We start from the raw sequence: 21,157 nt of genomic DNA, 5'->3' as shown, positions 1-21,157 counted from the left end.
TTGGTCAATAACTTAACAACTGCCATAAATTTATTTTCTAAAATACCAATATATATTGGCATTTTAGATATACTATCTATTCAATTACTTTACTAAATTTAAAACTTTTTATACCGTATAACATTATGAATTTAAAACTGTATAATGCGTACCTATCTAACTATGACTTAACGGTAAGCGTTTGTATTACGATATTTAGTCAGCGAACTTTTACATAAAGAATTTAGTATTGTCTCTAAGTAATAATATTACGTATTTATTATAAATTTTCTAATGATATCAATTACAATCAAATAAAGTCATATATTAAATCACAATTATCCATAAACCATTCATACCAAGATATAGGTTTTTTTAATACTATTCTATTTGAATATTCATATTCTATGAATTTAATTAAATGATACGAACATTATATATAATATCTTCATAATTATTCATATGAATCTCATTAAAATCCCACCATAAACTCTTAGCAGGGTGAGCATCAAAATCGCATCTTAAATCATATATATAATCTAAGTATTTAATATTTAAATCGTTAATATATAAAACTTCCTTAAGAAATCTATGCATATCTTTTCTTTTTTTTTGTAGGTAACTTCTCTTTTATTTTTATAAACTGAATTATTATATCAATACAATTATCTAGGCAAATAATTGCCTCTTCTTCAAATAAATTAGTAATTAATCATAAAGATTTAGAATGTTAAAAAACAGCTCTATTTACGTAAGGGGCAAGTGCATTAATTTTGCTCATTATATAGACAAACATTCTATAATTCGTATTAAGATTATTATATTTTCTATTGATAGTATCTGTAAATTTCTTATAATCTTTATCTATATTATAGTGATCGTATCTAAACATTGATTGTCAAAAAAATGGGCTAGATTTACCATATACTAAAGCTAATGCTCCAATAATATTAATAAAATAACTTCTATACACGTATTGATTTAAAAAATACATATAATCAGATATAATTTCAGAAATATATTTATTTGATGATATGTTCCTCCACCCTTTAGACCAGTCAGGTGATATTATTCCTACTATGAGCTCATTTCAAAAAAAATCATATTTGCAAGATATACTTCTGATATATAATTGAAACCTATTGTTTCATCACAGATTAAATCCCTAATCATTATGAGTCTATTCCCTTCCATATTTTTTAATATCAAAGGTATTTTATTTAAAGAATTTTTAAGATTCTGTATATTTATATTACTATTTTGATTTATCACGTTATTTATAAATTTATTTTTAAATTCTAAAAAGTTCATTATTATCCTTTAGTTAATATATAATTTACCAGTTATTTAGTTTTGTAAAATTTAAACTAAATCTCATTTTGACATCAATACTACACTCTCAACGGAACTATCATTGTCCAAACTTAAATTGATATCCTCATCTATCAATGGAAGCTTGAAAGTAAGCGATTTAACCCATCTACCCGATTCAGTCTTTTCTCCATATATTTCTATTTTTTCTATCAATTGATTGAATAATCTCTTCTTATCGACGTATGAAAGCACTGAATATAGCTTATGAAAATTAATCAAAATCTTATAAATATTATCAGAAGTTATCTTTTCTTCTAAGATAGCTTCTTTTCTTTTTCTGCTGTCTGAAATCTGTAATTCTACATAATCTAATTGATCATAGATTGCATCTAACCTTAGATTTAAATCTTCAAATTTTCTTTCATAATGTTTATCTTCAAAATCTAAAGAATCAATTTGATTTATCAAAGATGCTTTTGTTCCCAATAATTGTCTTTCTTTAGCCATGTGCTTGTCAATGATTTTATCTATTTCATCAGTATCTATTTGTATATTAATTTTTTCTTCTAATTTTTTTGCGAAACTTGGATTACTAATTATTTTTGTTATTATTGTTGCAACTTCACTATCGATTGCATCCGCCTTAATTTGTTTACTGAAGTTACACTTATATCCATTCATCAATTGTCGATGCTTACATGAGTAATAGTAATAATCCTTGTAGTGTTCTCCATTATTCTTGCGTTTACGACTTTTATTTCCATATAAACCTGCACCACAAACTGGGCATTTTATAAGGCTTGACAATAGATAAGTTTTCTCATCATTTCCTCTATTTATCTTTTCATATTTCTTAGCTTGTGACTTTCTCTTTTTCTGCGTTAATTCCCAAAGTTCATCGTCAATAATAGCTTCATGTATTCCTTTACTTATAATATAATTATCAGCTTTTTCTTGCGAAATTTTCCCTGTAATTTTATCCTTTTTTGTCTTTCTTCTACCATAGGCAATTTTCCCATTATATACAGGATTATCTAAAATTTGGCGAATTAATGAAGCAGAAAAATATAGTGATTTTCCATTTTGTCTGATAGGTTTTCTTATGTCTAATGATGCTAAATATTTTGCAACTCCATTTGCTCCCATATCTGAATTAGTGTATAAATCAAAAATCATTTTTATTGCTTTAGCTTCGTCTTCATTAATTATCAATTCTCCATCTTGAAGCTTATACCCAATTGGAGCAAAACCACCGTTCCATTTTCCTTCTCTTGCTTTTTGTTTTCTGCCTTCCATGGTTTGAGCGATGATGTTCTCTCTTTCCATCTCAGCTACTGCCGATAGTATAGTTATGACTAATTTTCCTGCATCTTTTGAACTATCAAGGCCATCATCAACTGATACCAAATATACCCCATGCTCTTCCATTACTTGCAAAGAATTTAATGTATCAGCTGCATTTCTACCAAATCTAGATAATTTGAATACTAAAACACAATCAACGTTGTCTTTTTCTTCTTTGATATCATCTAACATAGTTATAAAATTATTTCTGCCAATTATTGATGTCCCTGATTTTCCAGCATCTTTATAAACATCTACTATCTCTATATCATAAGCTTTAGCATATTGTTTTATTCTTTCTTCCTGAGCATCTAGGGAATAGCCATCAATTTGCATAGAAGTAGACACTCTAATATAAACATAGGCTCTTTTCTTTTTCATGGAAACACCTCCTTTAAATAAGTTTGGATAAAATAGCAAGTTCTTTTATACACTATATTTTACTATATTCCAATTTAAAAACCAACAAATAAACTAATTTGTTGGCTTTAAGTCCTCATTATTATTTTCATAATTTTTCTTATCCAAATCTAAATTAGATTCTAAAATTTCTGGTGGCATATCTAGGCTTTTAAAATCTATTTGATCTGCATATTTCTCTATAAATTCTTGTAGTAGACGAGCAAGCCCGTCTAACTCATCAGCCATGATAACCACCTCCTTAAAAAATTTCTTCACTTTTTATATGCCATAATTTTTTTAGAAAGGTGTTTTTTTAGTTTTTAATATTCATATTCTACTCTTTTTTTTATCCAAATGACTTTATTACATATTAAAAATAGAAGATTGAAGAAATGGAGATGAAAAAGGAGGAAACACAATTTGACATTCGTAAAGGAAAAAAGAGATGATATAACTCTATTATCTCAAAAGGTATGTCTTAGATATACCTCAATTATCTCACCAGATAAAAAACGGTAGTCCTACTTGCTAGGCTCAACTATTTTCAAAGTAATAAGGTCCGGCTACGGTAACTTTATTATTTCAAAATAGTCGAAGGTCTTGAATTGATGCCATTAAAATTCATGATCTCAAGGGTTCTTCGATATGTATTTATTAGAAGAACCTAAATGGTAATTTTTAAAGAGTCATCTTTGAAAATTACCAGTTTAGGCAGGAATATTATGGTTTAATAAATAATTTATGAAATATTAAGGATAAAATGAGGAAAAATAAAGAATGAAAATTACCTGTTTAATCAAATGGCAAAATCTAAAAGTTATATCAAGACGGTGTCTGCTGAATTGAAATAACAATAATATTTAAGCCTATATTATTTAGATTTTTTAGAGCATCTTAAGCTCGTAAAAAAAGGAGGAGGCTAATTAACAATAATATAGAAACCAAATTTATTTAGGAGGATTCCAGAATGTCAAGAAATAAAAATAGCTTACAATTTGAACTATTTAAGAGAGCATCTGAAGGATTAAAAGGAAATACAACCAGAAAGCAATATAAATATGCCTGTAAGAAATTTGCAAGCTGGTGCAAAGAACAAGGAATTAAACAAATAGAAAAAGTAGATAAAGATTTAATACAAAAATACTCAAACCATTTACAGGAAGATCCTTTTAAGTTTTCTGCTGGTACTATTCATACCTACCTTGCCCCTATTTGCAAGGCTTGTGGAGTAAATATGAGAGATATTAATAAGCCTAGGAGGAAATCTAATACCATAATAAAAGGTAGACAAGAAGCAGAAAATCCTTATGGAAAATTACAAGAAACTTCACCTGAATTTAAAAGGCTAATTACCTTACAAAAAGCTGTTGGTATAAGAAGAAATGAACTTGAAAATCTAAAAAGAAAGGATTTTATTAAGAGAGAATATGGCATATATTATGTCCATGTAAGAAAAGGAAAAGGCGGAAAAGAAACTTTTCAAATGATTCTCCCTAAAGATATACCTATAGTTAAAAATATATTCGAAGAAGTTCCTACAGGTCATAATGTATTCTCAAAAGATGAGATGAATAATAAAATAAATCTTCATGCCCTAAGAAAAGAACACGCTAATGATGTTTACCAATTCTTTGAAAATATAATATTAACAGTTAATGGATTCGCTAGATCATTAAGAGAAAGACTTATTAAAATGTTTGAAAGAGGAAATTATGATTTATATAAAGCAAATCCCCAAAAATATGAAGCTAAATTAAAACGATTTATTGATGATATGAATGATACTCCCTATGAACTCAGAGGAGAAAATAAAAAAAGAGCTATCCAAAATGGGAAACCCGTTATCTATAATCGTCTAGCCCTTATGGCTGTTTCTGTACTGGCTTTAAGTCATTGGAGATTAGATGTTACTGTAGTAAATTATATTGTATAAATCGAGTAGGAGGTAAATGATTAATCCATCTACCGACCTCTCACACCGCCGTACGTACGGTTCCGTATATGGCGGTTCTACCGTTTAATTTGAACTTTATTGTAATAGCTGACTAGGGATATATAGCCCCTTTCAGCTATTCTTTTGTTGTTAAGAGCTCTGCTCAGTATTGGGCTTTTTGCTATTCTCCAATAGGATTTGCGTGTATTTGCCCATTGCCAAGCTTGATATTTAGCTGTACCTAATTTTACTAAGTTTTTAAATTTGGTTTTTACTTTCTTCCAGCCTTTCCACGCACACATTCTGATTCTTCTTAACCATTCGTCTAAAATTTGAAGATGTTTTCTCATATTTGCAAGTTTGAAATATTGTATCTATCCTCTTACGATTTGGTTGATTTTTATTCTTCTTTGCCTATAGCCTAGTGCATTACTTCTGCTTGTTACCGCTTTTAGTTTTGCCTTTAGTTTCTTTAGGCTTTCTTTGTGTGCTTTTAATTGGGTTCAATTGTTATGGTAAAATCCATATCCTAGATATTTTGTTTGGCTTAATTTTCTTATTGAGGTCTTTTCCTCGTTTACTTTAAGTTTTAATTTTCCTTCTAACAGATTTTTGACTCTCTTATAGTATCTTTCGGCTGCTTTCCTATTTCTTGCGAATATTAGCATGTCGTCTGCATATCTTACAAATTTGTATCCCCATTTTTCAAGTTCTTGGTCAGCTTCATTTAGGTAGATGTTTGCGAGTAATGGACTTAGGGGTCCACCTTGTGGTACTCCTTTGTATGATTTTACTTTTATCCCATCTATCATTATTCCTGATTTTAGATATTTGTGTATTAAGGATATTACATCTCCATCTTTTATTTCTTCTGATAGGATTTGTATGAGTTTGGATTGATTTACTGTGTCGAAGTATTTTTCTAGGTCTAAATCTACTACCCATGTGTATCCTTCATCTGCTATTTCTTTTATCCTTTTAAGGCATCGTGTGCACTTCTTTTTGGTCTAAATCCATAGCTGTTTTCTGAAAATTTCTTTTCATAGATGGAGCTTAGTATTTGTGCTATTGCTTGTTGTATCACCCTATCTGTTGTTGTGGGTATTCCTAGATTTCGTTTCTTACCATTTGATTTTGGTATTTGTACCCTTTTTACTGGTTTGGGTTTGTATTTCCTTGCTCTTATTTGTCCTAGTATTTTATCTTTGTTTTCTTTTAGATGTTTTAGGAGTTCTTCTGTTGATATTCCATCTACTCCTGCTGAACCTTTGTTGGATTTTACTCTTCTAAAGGCTTCGTTTAGGTTGTTTCTATGGAGTATCTTTTCAATTAGTTCATTTTTGGTATTTTCTTCTTTTGAGTTAATCTTATCATGACTGTGTACAGCTAATTTATTTTCACTTTCCGAGTTATCTTTGATTTGTCTGGTTAATTTTCTACAGTCTTTGTCATGATTAGTTTCTTTCATAAATTTATACCTCCTGTAGTTCGGTCCTTCCTAGTTTTAACTAGTACTATGACTTTTGCTGACTTCTCATAGTTTGTTGTTACTACTAAGTCGCCTATGAGACCTCCTCGGGTAAGGGCATATTCTTTCCTCTCATCTATCTGCCACATTTACATTTACGTATTCCGTGTAGTTATTGGACTTTACTTTGTTTTGCAAGCTTATCCTACGTAACTGCCTTATGTGATTTCTGTTCGTCAGACCAAGAGTTTGCCTAGGGCTTCCTTCAGATTCCACCTCACGATGGACACCCTTGCCTTTGGCTATATGTTTCCCACTACCGGGACTTACACCTGTTAGAATATGCTCATGCCAAGCACACAAAAATACCAGAGCAAGCCTAAAGCTAACTCTGGCATAAGGTCTAATATTTGCTTAGCTTATATTAGGTCTTTTTTATTTTCTTTTTTTAGTCTTGAATAAGGCAAGGCTTGCTGCAAATAGTCCCATAACTACTGATGATAGGCTCTCTACTCCTGTTTTAACATTTGTACTTGTTGGAGCTTTATCATTGTTTGCTTGTGATTTGTCATCACTTCTTTGGTTCTTATTTTCCCTTGCTTCTTCTTTATCCTTATCTTCCCTTGGAATTTGAACTAAGTTATCGTCTTTTGAAGGATCTCCTTTAAGCTTTTTAGTCTCTGAGCTTACCTCTACTACTAATCCTTGATTGTCTTTTGGATTTTCACTCTTATGAGCTATATTTGTTTCTGGAATTTGTGGATTTTCTGAAGGATTTTCTGAAGGTACTTCTGATGGTTCTTCGCAAGGATTGTCTTTTGGATTTTCACTCTTATGAGCTATATTTGTTTCTGGAATTTGTGGATTTTCTGAAGGATTTTCTGAAGCTTCTTCTGATGGTTCTTCGCAAGGATTGTCTGAAGGTTCTTCTGTATCACTTGGGCAAGTTATATTCCAAATCTTTGAATAATCCTCATCTTTTTTCTTTGTTTCATCAAAAGTTTGTTTATTTTCTTCTTTAACTTCTTTATGAAGCTCGTAGAAGTCTGGTTCAACACTTAGATCAGACTCAGCAAATAGGAAGGAACCTTGTGCTTTGATTTTTTCTTTTCCATCTTTGTCTTTGACTTTGACTTTCCAACCCTTAAAGCCTTTACCTTCTGGAAGTTCTCCCTTGTATTCTGGTAATCGGAAGTCCTCTCCCTTTACAAGTTCATTTTCCTTATTACCTATTGTAATCTTGACTTTTTCGGGATCTACAGGAGTTAATGAGCCAGTTTTTTTGTCAAAGCTAAATTCTTTTACCCTAGTATTGTTTGCAAAGTCTTTTACTACAAACTTAATTGTTAGCTTATCATCCTTGATATCTTTGATATCATCTAAGGACTTGTATTCTTTACCATTTACAAAGATTTGTTTATCTTGGATTTCTCCAGCCTTATCCCCATCTCTCTTGTCTGTAACATTGAATTTGATGAATTTATCTTTATCATATTCAATAGCTGTGTTACCATCATCTTTTTGTTCGATTTCTGGTTTTATAGTATCATAGAGGAATTGATAGTGAACACCTACAGCCTTGGCATTGAGATTACTATAACCAGTTTGTAGGTAGACATTGCCATCCATATCTTTAACCTTATCTGGGAAGCCATTAGCCTTGTAGTCCTTCATTCCCCAATCCATGATGTCTCCATCTTTTACATCAAGCTTAATATTAAAGTCTCTTGTATTATCAATGTGTAAATCACCATAGATTAGGTAGTTGTCAACAACTGACTCGTTAACTCTCATTTCCCAGTTGAAACCACCCTTATCTCCTATCTTTCCTCTTAAATAGAATTCTGGTTTTCTTACATAGATTTTATTGTCCCTTGTTGGATTGAAATAGTTTCTATCCATAGTCAAATCTACTGGTTTTGCATCTATAAATAGCATTGCTCCGTCTTCTTTGATGGCTTCTACGTTGGATTTATCATCTCCAAGGTATTCCTTGCCATCTTTGCCAAGAAGAACTAGTTTAGAAGGATCATCTACAAGATTTCCATCTTTATCTATAGCTTCTCCCTTGTCATTAGTTTTGAATTTAAAGACTTGATATCTAACTATATTAAATCCGTCCAAGGCTGACATGAGAACTGATTGAGTGCTTCTACCATCTTCAACATTTCTACTATCACAGTAGATTGTTTTTTGTGATAGGGCCTTGATGTTAGGGGCAGTATTTTGGATTTTTTCTATAACTTCCTTGCTATAAACTCCATTACCATCAAGCATATCAGTTTTTCCTGGGTTAAATGTCGTAACTCTTAGGGCATATCCATTTCTTACAATCATATTATCATTTAATACATATTGACCCTTTTCATTATCGAAGAACATCTTGTTTGTATCCATCTTGCTTGGATCTTTTGGTTTTTGTTTAGTTAGTTCACCTTCACCTAGTTCGATAATATTTCCATAGCTTGAAGCATATGGTGAAGCTTCCTCGGCTTCATCCTTCTTTTCTGGCATTCTTATTATAGTTTTAGCTTTTGTTTGACCCTTATCTTTTACGATAATATTCATATCTCCAGTAAAGGATAGACCATCGACTACATCATTTGTGTTTGCAAATAAGTCAAAGGTTAGAGTTTTTGTTTGTGGGTCGTATTTACTTGCCTTGATTTCTATTAGTTTAAAGTCATTACCATAGTAGGCCTTAGCATCTTTTGATACATTATTTACTTCTCCAAGAATTTCAAAATGGCCATCCTTTGATGGACTTAACACTCCACCAAGCCTTGATTTAACATCATCAAGTTTCTCAGTTTCATATTCTAGATCACTTCCATCTTCGTAGGATTTTACATTTCCTTTTTCATCATATAGATAATCAAGCTCTACTGTTTTCATTCCACCAGTTGTAAAGTCTTCTATTTTCTTATATTTCTTTTTAATTAGTTTCTTTAGGTCTTTATTTTCAAATTCTCTAATTGTTGAAATATTTTTATCTATTTCAAGGCTAGCTTCTCCCTCAACTGAACTTTCTTCAGCTGGTTTTGAGTCTTCATCCTTAGCTTTATTATTATTGGTATTTTCCTCTGAGCTTATTGCATTTTTGAGTTTTTCTTCAGAAATTTCTCCAAGTTTTTTGTAAGAAGAAGAATCTTTGTCAGGATCTACTAGGTAATAAGAAATCATTCCCTTTGCATCAGCTTTACTATCAAATTTTATCCTATGGATTTTGGTGAAGTTGCTTGCACCATCTAGGGCTATTACTTCTATGATTTTTCCTCTTAAATCTCCAGCTCCTTTAATTTCGTAGATAGTATTTCCTTTAGCATCAAGCTTTCTATGTCTACCTTCGCCTTCTCCTGCATATTTTACATCAAGGTTTCTTTCAACATCACCGTACTCGTCAACTATAGCTGCACCTGCATACCATACTTCGTTGGCTACTTCTTCAAATTTCTCTGGATGGTCTTTTTGATCTCTTACAAACAAGGTTTCGTTTTTGTACTTATCTTTTGCCTTGTGGTAAGTATCTTTTGCTATTAATTTGATTTTGTTTGGATCAGAGAAATCAACATCGACAATTGTTGGAGCTGTATTGTCAACTTTTACTGGTATATAAGAAACTTGCCATGGATAATCCTTAGTTAATCTGTATTTGAACTTGTAGAAGTATTGACCCTCAGCTATTGGTTCAAATTGACCCCTAAGTTTTGTTTCCAAGTCTTGGTTATTATTATCATCATTAGCGCCTTCTTCTCTTCCTCTAGGATTGTAAATAAGGCCATCCCATTTCAAATCTCCCATAACTTTTAACTTGGATGACTTAATACCCTTAGCATCGTTTCTCTTTGAGTTTAGGATTCCTTTGATGAAGTGCTCTCTTGATACAACCTTGAGGTCTTTTTGTCCTTCGCCCTCTTTGTCTGTATTTACAATTGAGATTAAGCCTTCTTCTGCACTTCTTAGAACGAGTGGGGAAGGTGTTAGCCCTCTTTCTATTTGAACTTCTTGTGTTTCTCCCTTATTATCAAGTGGATAAATTCTTGCGACTTTTGATTCGCTTTGTGATGGATCAAATAATCCTTGATTGTTATTTAGTGCAAATAAGTCAGGATCTTGATCAAGTGATTTTGTATTTCCATCTTTTCTGTTTTGGATAACGGCAGCTGGATTGAATTTATCGATGTCATGTTCTCCACCTATACCCTTGTTCAAGGTTCCAGGTATTTTGGGTTTACCATCATCGTCATAACCTTCCATGGTTTTTGATTTAGAGCCTTCTTCCCAAGCCCACTTGTCAAGGATTGGCTCCTTGTTCCAGTTTCCAGCAAAGCCCATAAGTGGCATTGATAGAGATGGTTGGAATACTGTCTTGTTTTCCCCACCACACATTGCCTCAAGTTCTTCTTTAGATTCAAGTCTAATGAAAGATTCTACAAATTGGTTTTTATCTTTTGCTTCTCCTACATTTATTACAGCCTTCAATTCATATGAAGAGTTTGGAGCAATTGTAAATACATCGTGTTCGAAAGTAATATTTGCACCCTTAATCTTTGCTGGATGAATTTCTGGAACAATTTGTTTGCCATCTAATGATTTCTTATCCTTGTAAGTTTCATCAAGTTTTAGCCTATTGGTAAGGGAATCTGTGGTGATTGCAGATGATGAAGCCTTAAATGTAAGAGGCCTATCTGATGTATTAATCAACTTGATTGTGAAATATTTCTTGTCTCCCTTAATTTCTCTAAGTGATATAGATCCATATGAGTTTACTAGACCTGCGGAGTCAACATTTTTAAAGCTTGCTATAACATCACTTCTTAGTGCATTAGCAACGTTAATTAGACCTGCACCTTGTTGTCTTGGCGAAGCATAATATAGTGATTTTTCCTTCCAACCTGTTGGATCCATCATTGGTCTTGCTGTGTTTTGTAGGGCAATCTTTGTAAGAGTAGTTAAGTCGATTTTATCCTCACCTTCTAGGTTTTTGAGGACAGATTTTTCGAGCATCTCTTTTAGTTTTGGTCTAATCAATACTGTTGATGCTGCGACCACTGGTGTTGCCATACTTGTTCCTGACATATAACCATAAGTTGATTTGCCATCAATTACATTTAGGGTTGATTTGATGTTCTTTCCTGGTGCTGATACATCTGGCTTTAGGAGGAGGTCAACCCTTGGACCCCATGATGTAGAAGCTGCTGGCACGATTACTTCTTCTTTATAAAGTTCCTTGTCTGTATCAGGAGCAAAGTTAAAGTCTAGCTCTTTCTCATCACCAAGCTTTGGACGGTTTTTGTTGAAGCTTTCCATATCAATTGGATAGTATTGGTCAAGCTTATCTTTGAAGTCTTCTTTCTTGTTTCTCTTAACCTCAGTTTTATTGGCTGGAGCAATCATATTCCAAATTTTAAGTCCATCATCACCAGATACTGAAAATACTTGGCAAGTTGTTCCTTCATCTTCTTCGTAGCCCATGGCTGGAAGCTCTGTCCAGTTATCTCTGTTGTAGTAGTTAACTGTATTTACAACCATGATTGCACGAGCACCCTTATCCGCAGCTCTTTTGAAGGCATATTTTAAATCTTTGGTATAGATTCTATCCATAACGGCAATTTTGCCTTTAAGATTAAGACCAACTAGATCTTCATCTTGACCCTTGCCTATATAAACAAATTTTACTTTGTCAGATAGCTTGCTTCCGTCTTCATTTGTAATAATCTTATCCTTATCGAAGAAGGTACCGATATTTCTATACTTGAAGCTTTCGCCACCAATATTTACCTTATCAAACTCTACTATTTGATTTTTGGCTGATGCAACAGCTATGGCATCTTCGTGGGCAGCAGTTCTTGTTACATTTCCTGTATCGGTCATCCTTAGTTGGTTATTAGCAGCCAAGTCCCATGATGAGCTTGAAGCTGATGTTGCGTAGTTACCAGTAGCAACTACCATAGGAATACCTGCTTTTCTTAAAGCTCTAACTGCTTGCCAATATTTCTCACCAATAAGGCCTGTTCCTGTAAATCCAGAAGATACAGATACTACATCAACCTTATGTTTGATTGCATCTTCGATAGCGTGAAACATTGTTTCATCACCAGCAAAGCCATCACCTGAATCTGAGTACATCTTGTAAGAAAAGATTTGAGCATTAGGTGCTATACCGTCTATTCCATTGTACTTAGCTATATCTTCATCAGTATCATTTCCAGCAAGGATTCCTGCTATATGCATACCATGTGGATCATGATAGTCAGAACCATCGTCATATTTTTCGACAGTGATTTTGCCACCATTATAATAGTTAAAGGCGTGAGGAATTTTATCACTCAACCAAAAGTTCTTGTCAGTTCCCTGCAAGTCCTCTTTTTTGTATCTCATAAAAGGCTTAGCATCATCATCAATTCTCATAGCCTTGTGTCTATAATCAGTTCCAGTATCTATGTTTGCAATTACCATACCCCTACCATCAAACTTCATTATCATGTCTTTGTTGATAGCTTTTAGGTAGTCGATAGCTTCGTTGACACCAATTTCTTCCCTAGCGTGATTCATCATTGGCTCAACTTTTTGGGATCTTTCTACAGATGAGATTCCTTCGATGTGTTTAATCAAATCAAGATTATCTTGTTTTGTTTCAATTGCACAACCATTAAAAATTGTGTTATAGGCATACAAAACTTTTGTAGAAGAAAGTTTTGATATTTCCTTCATTGCCCTTTCCCCAGCCTCTTTATCTTTAAATTCGGCTATGTATATGAGCCTTCCCTCGTCTTTCTTTTCTTCAGTAGATGAATCCTTATTAAGGTCAGCTTTATGTGTAACTTCTGTTGCTTTCCCTTCTTTTTCAACAGACTTATCTTCTTTGAGGGAAGTTTCCAAAGCAGGAGCTTTGTCCTTGTTTGCATCTTCTTTATTTTGTTCACTTTCTTTATCAGAAGCTTCTTCTTTTTTTGCTTCTTCTTTATTTTGTTCACTTTCTTTATCAGAAGCTTCTTCTTTTTTTGCTTCTTCTTTATTTTGTTCACTTTCTTTATCAGAAGCTTCTTCTTTTTTTGCTTCTTCTTTTTTTTCTACAGTTGCTTCATTTTCTTCAAAAAGACCTTGGTTATTTGCTTCTAGCGGTTTTTCTTCTTCGCTACTGGCAAAGGAAGGCTCGTTAAATAAGAATGAAATAGACAAGGCGGCAATTAATGTCGCCTTAATAATTCTTTTATTATTCATTTATTCCCCATATCCTCTACTAAATATTTTTTTAACATGTTAAATATTAATTCATATGAATATACAAAATATAAAAATGTGATAGCGATTTTCAGTATCACAAAAGCATAGTAACACTTTTATATCAGCTTGTCAATATAATCATTAAATATTTTAACACTTTTTCAAGATTTATCGCACTCGCTAGATTAAGCTTATATAGCCATTTATTTTGTGGTTAGCAAATAATTTAAGCATATATGAATACAAAACTTTAGCTTCAATAGAAATACTCTCAAAAATTTCATCTTTCATTAATACCATAGGTAACCTAATGAAGTAATACATCTCAGATTGCCTATTATAAAAATAATCAAAATTCATCCTTACCTCCTTTCTTTGAAATAAAAAAAGACGACAGAATTATTACTTTCTATCGTCTGAGATTCACATATTAAATTTTCATCATTAGATAACCTTAAAAACTCTTTTTCATCCACTAATATTGTCTTTAATATATATTTTCCCTTTTATAATTTCAGGTATATGTTTTGATGTAATCTCATATTCTATTGATTCTGGAAGGTTTTTAAACATTAAAATAGAAGGAAATGCCATTGAAGAGTTGTGTTTTAAATACTTTATATCGAAAATCAAAATATCAGAATCTGAGTTTTCAAATTGCTTATATGAAAATATGTCATCTAATAAATCTCGATAATCATATTTGTTATCTTCATATTCATCCTTAATGCTTTTTGTTAAAATTGGACTAAGTCTATTAACATGTCTAAAATTTAAATTATCCACTTTTGAATCTTCATATCTATTAACAGTATCACTCTCTTGAATTGAAAATATGAAATCAAAAAGTTTCATTTCAAGTAAGTCTTCTATAATATTCATGCCTGGATCAGGTAAATCTTTATGTTTAAGAATGTATCCTTTTGGTATAATCAATTTAATATCAATATCTTCATCAAATGTATTACCTAAATTTGAAATCATTAATTTAATAACTTTAACATTATCTATATATCCAAAATACTCGTTATATTCATTATATTCTTTTATACTAATATAAAGTTTTTTTAACAACGAATAGCGTTTTTTCTCCTCATCAGTTCCATAATACGAAGGTCCACTACTCCCAAATGGAAGCTGTAGCTGAGAACTATAACTCTTTAAGTTTCCCAAATTCCAAAAATTTTCTTCAATGTTAATTTGATTTTTATTAGCAAAATCATTAATAGCTTTTATCCATTCGTCACTAATTTCTACATAATTATTTATCCCACTAAGTTTACTAATTTGTCCATATGATTTGTTAATATTAGTTAATTCGTTAAAATTATATTTTTCTGAACTTATATCTTTACTACGTTCTGGCAAAATAAAATTATTTAAAGTTTCAATACTCTCTATTATTTTATCTTTTTGATTGTTAATAGATTTTGACTCTAACAACTTATTCATACTTATTGAACAATATTCTTCTGAAAATGTATTTAAATCTCTTATTTTTAATATAGGATTTAATATTTCACTTTTCGAATTTCCTGAATCCGAAATTAATGATAAAAAATATAATGATAAATGATTGGTAAATTGTCGCTGAAAATCAAATTTATCATCAACTATTGCGTATATTCCTTTATCCTTATATTTTCCTCTAAATTCTAACACTTTTTGATATTGTTCTTGATTGAATTCGGAAGGATTAATAGGAGCATTCAAAAAATACATAAATACTTGCTTATTAGCTAAAAGCATCTCTTCTATTTCCTCTTCTGTACCAGATCCATACCTATCAGTTGGTGTACCAAATCTTGTCCAAAAAACTGCAACTGCAGCATCACAATTTCTAACAAATTGTTTATTTAATAATTCTTGTGGTTTATCACCTGATTCAGGATAACTATTTGTAGACCAGTGTTTAGTAACTACTTCGATATTATTTAAATCACCAAAAGTTCTATTAAAGCTTTCAACACTTTCTTTTATTATTTCTAAAAAATCTGTAACATCGCCTGGACAAGATATTAATAAATCATATATGGTTACCCCTTTTCTTGGCATCTAACTACCTCCTTATGTTGATGTACTCTTTACAATAATTATTATATAATAATTACTCTAAGCAGCACACCAACTATTTATTTTTTGAGTTTTAAAATTTGGTAGAAGTTTTGAACTCCTTATATTTACATAACTATTTGCCTCTATCACTATTATGACACGAAACCCACAAGCAAGTTCAAGCACCTCCATGTCTTTATTCAAATGAGGACGAATGTATTCGCAAACTTTATCATATACTCCTTTATTTTTTTCATGCAAGGAGCATATAGCTTAGCAAATTTATCCCAAAATTTTTTATTGCTTTTATCAATCATTTCAACGCTCCTTTAAATATAAAAATGATCATATCAATCTTTATATTGAGCTTGTTCTCTCACTGATACCTTGTAAGAAAGGAATAATAGCTGTTCCTATACCGAGCATGAATGTCTTAAATGCTGAGAGTCATAGGCAGTCATTGCTTTCTATTCAATCATTTTGAAGTGTCTCAAGGCATCCGTGATGGCTTCTTCTTTTTCAGGTGTACACTGTGGAATATTTTGTTTCTCCTTTTTAGACTTATTGTAATGTTCTCGTAATTCTATTCCACATTTCCTTTTTATCTGTGCAATATATAATGTTGAAACTTTTAATTGAAATTTATTCCAAACATATTCTTTGATTTGAGTATATGTTGCTTTGCTCTCCGCACTTGTCAAATCCATCTCATCCAGCTCAATTTCAACACTTATGTGCTTATCGACATCGAATTTGGACAAAAGTGCTACCGTCTCCACGTGGCTTGAGTAGTCAGTATGGATAAATTTCCAAGTTTTCCAAAAGCCTCGTATGTGGAAATATGTTAATCAATAAACATCTATAATTCATTATATCATTTTAGAGTTAAGAAAAAACAGCCCATAAAAGAGCTGTTTAAATCCTCTAATTGAACTAGTTATAATACTACTAAGATGAACTGCAAATATAGCTATAAGAAAGAATAATTTACAATTCATTTATATTGTCAGTTATGGACATCTTATTAATTCTTTTAATAGGTTTATATGTTGAAATGATTACTGAAGTTAATATAAATCCTATCGAAATCATTGCTGGCAAAATTGGAAACTGCCAAACAGCATAGGAAAAGTGATTTTCTATCAGTTTTGTGAAGATAATTTTATTCAGTAAAACACCAACTATTATCCCTATAAGACAACCAAAGAAACCATAGGTTACTGATTCTACTTTAATCATCCTCTTAATTTGAAGCTTATCCATACCCACTGCACGCATCATTCCATATTGCTTTATTTTTGAAGATACGCTAATGGATATGCTGTTGATACTATTTAGTAGACTTACAAGACCAATAATGGCAATGAAACCATATACAAAAAGCATAAATGCCATATAGGTTCCTGTTGTCTTTTGTTCTCTACGATCATTTATTGTATTCTTGTTCCCAATAATCTTTTGAACTTCATTTATACTTTTATCCGAAAAATTCTCGTCGGTCTGTAACATAATTAAGTTATACCTATCTTCATTTGTTATCTGTTTGAATGTTTCATTTGAAGTTATTATTGTAGTTTTACCTCCAGTTTCACCATCGCTAGTAAATGGATCGTATTTCAATAATCCAGCTATTTCAAAATCTTCTCCTTTAATTTTTATTTTATCCCCAATTTTCTTATCGCTATCTCTATCCCAAGTAGCTAAAACATAATGGCTATTGCCAAATACTTTCGATAAATCACTTTTTCTCTTTAGGGCTTTATCTTTTTTTAAACTTTTTAAATCAAAATCATCATATGAGATAATATCTATTTTTTCTCTAAGGTTAGATTCAGATTCTAAACTTGCATTTACATCAAAAGCGCTTCTTCTACCATATACATTTTTTACTCCATCTACTTCTTTTAATTTATTCAACAAATTTGGATCAATATTATTTGAAATATCCTTACTTGTAATTTCTATATCCGCCCTGGCAGAAGATTGTGGCATGATATAATTTACAAATTGTCCGAAAACTATAAATGTTAGAAACAAGATAATACTTAATGCAAAGGAAGCTGACATTAGAAATAAATTCTTTTTATTTTCTATAGCATGATTTATTCCTAGTGATTTTTCGATGTTAAAAAACTTATTATTTACTAATTGTTTATTTCCTATATTAGATTTTGTATTTCCAGAAAGAGCTGCAATTGGCGAAATTTTAGAAGCTTCTTTCGCAGGTTTTTGTGCGGCAATTAAAACACTTGCAAGTCCTACCAGAACACCCGCTAGAATTCCAAATATACTTATTGTAAAAATAGGTATATTAGAAAATTCTTCCCCAACTATATATCTTAGTCCACCACAGAGAATCCAAGTTGAAACAATACCTATCAATGTACCAATAGGAATAGCTGTTTTACACCAATTTAGTGATTCTAACTTCACAAACTTTTTAATCTGACCTTTGCTCATCCCAAGAGAGCGCATCATCCCAAAAAAATTCGTTCTTTGGGCAACACTATTATTAATACTACCAGAAATCATTAAAGCACCAGCTACAAGTATCAGAATAAATAATATTATCGCTACAGGAATTAAAGTTTGCCCCAAGTTACTCTTTAACACATCATTGAAATTAAAACCAGTATGCTTTAATTTCAAACTATCAATTTCCATGCGTAATCCAATTTCAGCCATACTAAAAATTGCAGTTACCAAAAATACTGAAATAGCTATGCACATTATAGTTAAATGATTCTGTTTTTTACGAATTTTAGCTGATATTGGAATTAAACTAAGATAGCTTTTCATTTGTAGCACTTCCCTGATCAACTAGTATTCCATCTGAAACTCTTAAAACTCTATCTGCTGCTTGAGCTATCGAACGGCTATGTGTAATCATAATTACAGTTTGCTCATATTTCTGTGAAGATTCTTTTAGTAAACTGATAACCTCTGAACTATTTTTAGAATCTAGGTTTCCCGTTGGTTCATCTGCTAGAATTAGAGAAGGCTTTGTTATAAGCGCTCTACCTATAGCAACCCTCTGTTGCTGACCACCAGAAAGTTCACTTGGCAAGTGATTCTTTCTCTCTTGTAGTCCTAATATATTTAATAGTTCTTCAAGATATTTTCTATCTGGTTTCTTGTAATCCAATAAAACTGGAAAGATTATGTTTTGTTCCACAGTCAACTCTGGAATCAAATTAAATCCCTGAAAAATAAAACCTATATTTCTGCGGCGAAATACTGTAAGCTCGCTATCTTTCATTGAAAACAAATCTTTATTATTAATAATAACTTTACCTTCAGTAGGAGTATCTAGCGCACCTATTATATTTAGAAGGGTACTTTTCCCAGAACCTGATTCTCCTACTATCGCTATATATTCTCCTTTATCTACAGAAAAACTTACATCTTTTAAAGCATGCACTTCATTGTTGCCTTTTCCATATATTTTAGAAACAGATTTAACTTCTAATAAACTCATAAAACACCTCGATCTTATTCTATTTATTAAAGAATAACACTCCATTCCTACACTTAAATTACTAAAATCCTACAATTTTGTAGGATTTCTAAAAGTTAATATAAAAGTAGTCCCATAACCTAATTCACTAGAAACTTCAATTGTGCCACCATGTCCTTCGATGATAGACTTTGCTAAGGGTAGTCCTAAGCCTATACCTTGTGAATCTGTTAAATATCTACTTCTATAGAAACGTTTGAAAATATGATAAAGATCATCCTCATGTATACCAAAGCCATTATCAGTAATTTTTATCTGTAAAATCGACGAGAATTGCTCCCATTCAATTTTAATTACATCACCGCTTTTAGTATGGTCAAAAGCGTTTTTGACAATATTATTTATTGCTTCCAATAGCCAATCTCTATCACAAATAAGATTTATTTTTTCATCTCCAGAAACTTGTAGATGTTTTTTTTCACTTTTTGCACGGTATGTAAAGTGGAGTTCTACATCTTTAATCATTGCATACACATTTTCATTCAATTTTTCAAGAACAATCACACCTGCATCAAACTTAGCTAACTTCAAAAGGTTTTGTATTAATGTATTCATTCGATTAAGCTCACGGTCCGACGCTTCACATAAATCTTTAATAGGATAATCTTTATCAACCTCATTAAAAATAAGTTCATTATATATGTTTAAAGCTGCTAATGGTGTCTTTAGTTGATGAGATATATCAGATATAGTGTCTTTTAGAAATTTTTTCTCTTTAGATTCATTCTTGGCTCGGGCATTTAATATTGAAACCATCTGATTTATGGAATTAAATAACCTGTAAATTGTCCCTTCTTTGTCAGAATCAATCTGAACATTATGATTGCCTTCAAGATACTTATTGATTTGTGCTTCTGCATTTTCTATATTTTCTTCTTGGCGTTTTAAATAAAGATAAAATATACCAGGTGTCAAAAAAATAAAAATAAGACTTATAAAAATTGAAGGAGTAGAAATAGTTTTGAATTCTTTCCAAGTAAATATTTGAATTGATAAGGCGAATAAGATATTAACTGTAAAGATATTTTTGAAATATCTTTTATTGTTTTCATCTGAAAATACTGACATCATTGTTTACCTCAACAAGAAACGTTCCACTTATATCCTAGGCCTCTAATAGTTTGTATCATTTTGGGATGGCTAGGATTGTCTTCAATTTTCACTCTAAGTCTACGAATATATACAGTTACGGAATTATTATCTATATAATTATCATTAATATCCCATAATTTCTCTAAAATTTGATCTTTAGATAGAACAATATTAGGATTTTTCATGAATAAACAAAGCAGTTTATATTCACCACTCGTTAGATCTAAAGCGTGACCATTTTTATAAGCAATACTTTCTGATAAATGTATTTTTATACCATTTGATTCAATATTTTGGTTATTATATTTTTCTGTTCTCCTAAGAAGTGCATTTATTCTTGAGATTAAAATACTTAATCTAAATGGCTTAGTTATATAGTCATCTCCACCAATATCCAGACCCATAATTACACTTGTTTCTTCGTCAGAGGCTGTTAGAAAAATAATAGGTACATCGGAATTTTCTCTTACTTTTCTACAAAATTCAAATCCTGAGCCATCAGGAAGAGATACATCTAAAATTAATAATTCGTATTTGTTTTTTGACCATAAATCTAAAGCTTCGCTTATAGTTCTAGCTATATCAGCGTCAAACCCTTGCTTTTCAAAAGAAAATGACAACCCATAAATAAGGCTCTTGTCATCTTCTAATAGTAATATCTTGTTCATATAAAATCTCCTAAAAATCATTTAATCTATGTTAGATTATACATTATAAGTACAAAAATACACTCTATTTTATAATATCACCATTTTCAGTATAAGTAAAAACAGACCCATTACGGATCTGCTACTTGTTGATATCAATTTCAATTCCTGACTTAAAT

The 21,157-nt window shown here is 31.3% G+C and carries 15 protein-coding genes and 2 pseudogenes; 1 reads left to right on the top strand and 16 read right to left on the bottom strand.

Annotated features, from left to right (window positions below):
- Window positions 1-396: 396 nt before the first annotated feature.
- The 5 genes from BN2087_RS09240 to BN2087_RS05425 form a co-directional block, all read right to left on the bottom strand.
- Window positions 397-576, bottom strand: coding sequence for a hypothetical protein (locus BN2087_RS09240; RefSeq protein WP_049690820.1), 180 nt, complete (start codon window positions 574-576; stop codon window positions 397-399).
- Between the two features lie 133 nt (window positions 577-709).
- Entirely contained in the window at window positions 710-871 is a 162-nt protein-coding gene (locus BN2087_RS09460; RefSeq protein WP_245190844.1) for a hypothetical protein, read from the bottom strand.
- Window positions 872-1,056: 185 nt separating this feature from the next.
- The gene (locus BN2087_RS09455) at window positions 1,057-1,290 is read right to left on the bottom strand and encodes a hypothetical protein (protein WP_245190843.1); all 234 of its coding nucleotides are present in this window, start codon (window positions 1,288-1,290) and stop codon (window positions 1,057-1,059) included.
- Between the two features lie 63 nt (window positions 1,291-1,353).
- Window positions 1,354-3,018: a recombinase family protein gene (locus BN2087_RS05430; RefSeq protein ID WP_049690819.1), complete on the bottom strand. Its 1,665-nt coding sequence runs from the start codon at window positions 3,016-3,018 to the stop codon at window positions 1,354-1,356.
- A 93-nt stretch (window positions 3,019-3,111) separates the two neighbouring features.
- Entirely contained in the window at window positions 3,112-3,285 is a 174-nt protein-coding gene (locus BN2087_RS05425; RefSeq protein WP_049690818.1) for a hypothetical protein, read from the bottom strand.
- 721 nt (window positions 3,286-4,006) lie between these two features.
- Here BN2087_RS05425 and BN2087_RS05420 point away from each other — a divergent pair.
- Entirely contained in the window at window positions 4,007-4,972 is a 966-nt protein-coding gene (locus BN2087_RS05420) for a phage integrase SAM-like domain-containing protein (RefSeq protein ID WP_049690817.1), read from the top strand.
- Window positions 4,973-5,049: 77 nt separating this feature from the next.
- On the opposite strand, the gene BN2087_RS09570 is transcribed toward BN2087_RS05420, so the two are convergent.
- The 11 genes and pseudogenes from BN2087_RS09570 to BN2087_RS05360 form a co-directional block, all read right to left on the bottom strand.
- Entirely contained in the window at window positions 5,050-5,346 is a 297-nt protein-coding gene (locus BN2087_RS09570) for a group II intron maturase-specific domain-containing protein (RefSeq protein WP_425339114.1), read from the bottom strand.
- A 129-nt stretch (window positions 5,347-5,475) separates the two neighbouring features.
- Window positions 5,476-5,937: a reverse transcriptase domain-containing protein gene (locus BN2087_RS09600; protein ID WP_483413459.1), complete on the bottom strand. Its 462-nt coding sequence runs from the start codon at window positions 5,935-5,937 to the stop codon at window positions 5,476-5,478.
- A 5-nt stretch (window positions 5,938-5,942) separates the two neighbouring features.
- Window positions 5,943-6,440, bottom strand: a complete 498-nt coding sequence (locus BN2087_RS09595) for a reverse transcriptase domain-containing protein (protein ID WP_053094092.1) — start codon at window positions 6,438-6,440, stop codon at window positions 5,943-5,945.
- Between the two features lie 435 nt (window positions 6,441-6,875).
- Window positions 6,876-13,664: a S8 family serine peptidase gene (locus tag BN2087_RS05400; RefSeq protein WP_049690815.1), complete on the bottom strand. Its 6,789-nt coding sequence runs from the start codon at window positions 13,662-13,664 to the stop codon at window positions 6,876-6,878.
- A 195-nt stretch (window positions 13,665-13,859) separates the two neighbouring features.
- Window positions 13,860-14,027, bottom strand: a pseudogene (locus BN2087_RS05395) (replication initiator protein A); the annotation flags it as partial.
- Window positions 14,028-14,135: 108 nt separating this feature from the next.
- The gene (locus tag BN2087_RS05390) at window positions 14,136-15,722 is read right to left on the bottom strand and encodes a hypothetical protein (protein WP_049690814.1); all 1,587 of its coding nucleotides are present in this window, start codon (window positions 15,720-15,722) and stop codon (window positions 14,136-14,138) included.
- Window positions 15,723-16,189: 467 nt separating this feature from the next.
- Window positions 16,190-16,504, bottom strand: a pseudogene (locus BN2087_RS05380) (23S rRNA (uracil-5-)-methyltransferase RumA); the annotation flags it as partial.
- Window positions 16,505-16,709: 205 nt separating this feature from the next.
- A complete protein-coding gene (locus BN2087_RS05375; protein WP_049690812.1) occupies window positions 16,710-18,521 on the bottom strand; it encodes an ABC transporter permease in 1,812 nt (603 codons plus the stop codon).
- Window positions 18,505-19,200: an ABC transporter ATP-binding protein gene (locus tag BN2087_RS05370; RefSeq protein WP_049690811.1), complete on the bottom strand. Its 696-nt coding sequence runs from the start codon at window positions 19,198-19,200 to the stop codon at window positions 18,505-18,507. Before BN2087_RS05370 ends, BN2087_RS05375 begins: the two co-directional genes overlap by 17 nt.
- A gap of 69 nt (window positions 19,201-19,269) precedes the next feature.
- Entirely contained in the window at window positions 19,270-20,310 is a 1,041-nt protein-coding gene (locus tag BN2087_RS05365; protein ID WP_209320246.1) for a sensor histidine kinase, read from the bottom strand.
- A gap of 8 nt (window positions 20,311-20,318) precedes the next feature.
- Window positions 20,319-20,999, bottom strand: coding sequence for a response regulator transcription factor (locus BN2087_RS05360; RefSeq protein ID WP_049690810.1), 681 nt, complete (start codon window positions 20,997-20,999; stop codon window positions 20,319-20,321).
- Window positions 21,000-21,157 lie beyond the last annotated feature (158 nt).

It is taken from the genome of Anaerococcus jeddahensis (genome assembly GCF_001182725.1).
GTDB classification, from domain to species: domain Bacteria; phylum Bacillota; class Clostridia; order Tissierellales; family Peptoniphilaceae; genus Anaerococcus; species Anaerococcus jeddahensis.
Note: the sequence above shows the minus strand (reverse complement) of the source record. Positions and strands in the feature narration are given on the sequence as shown.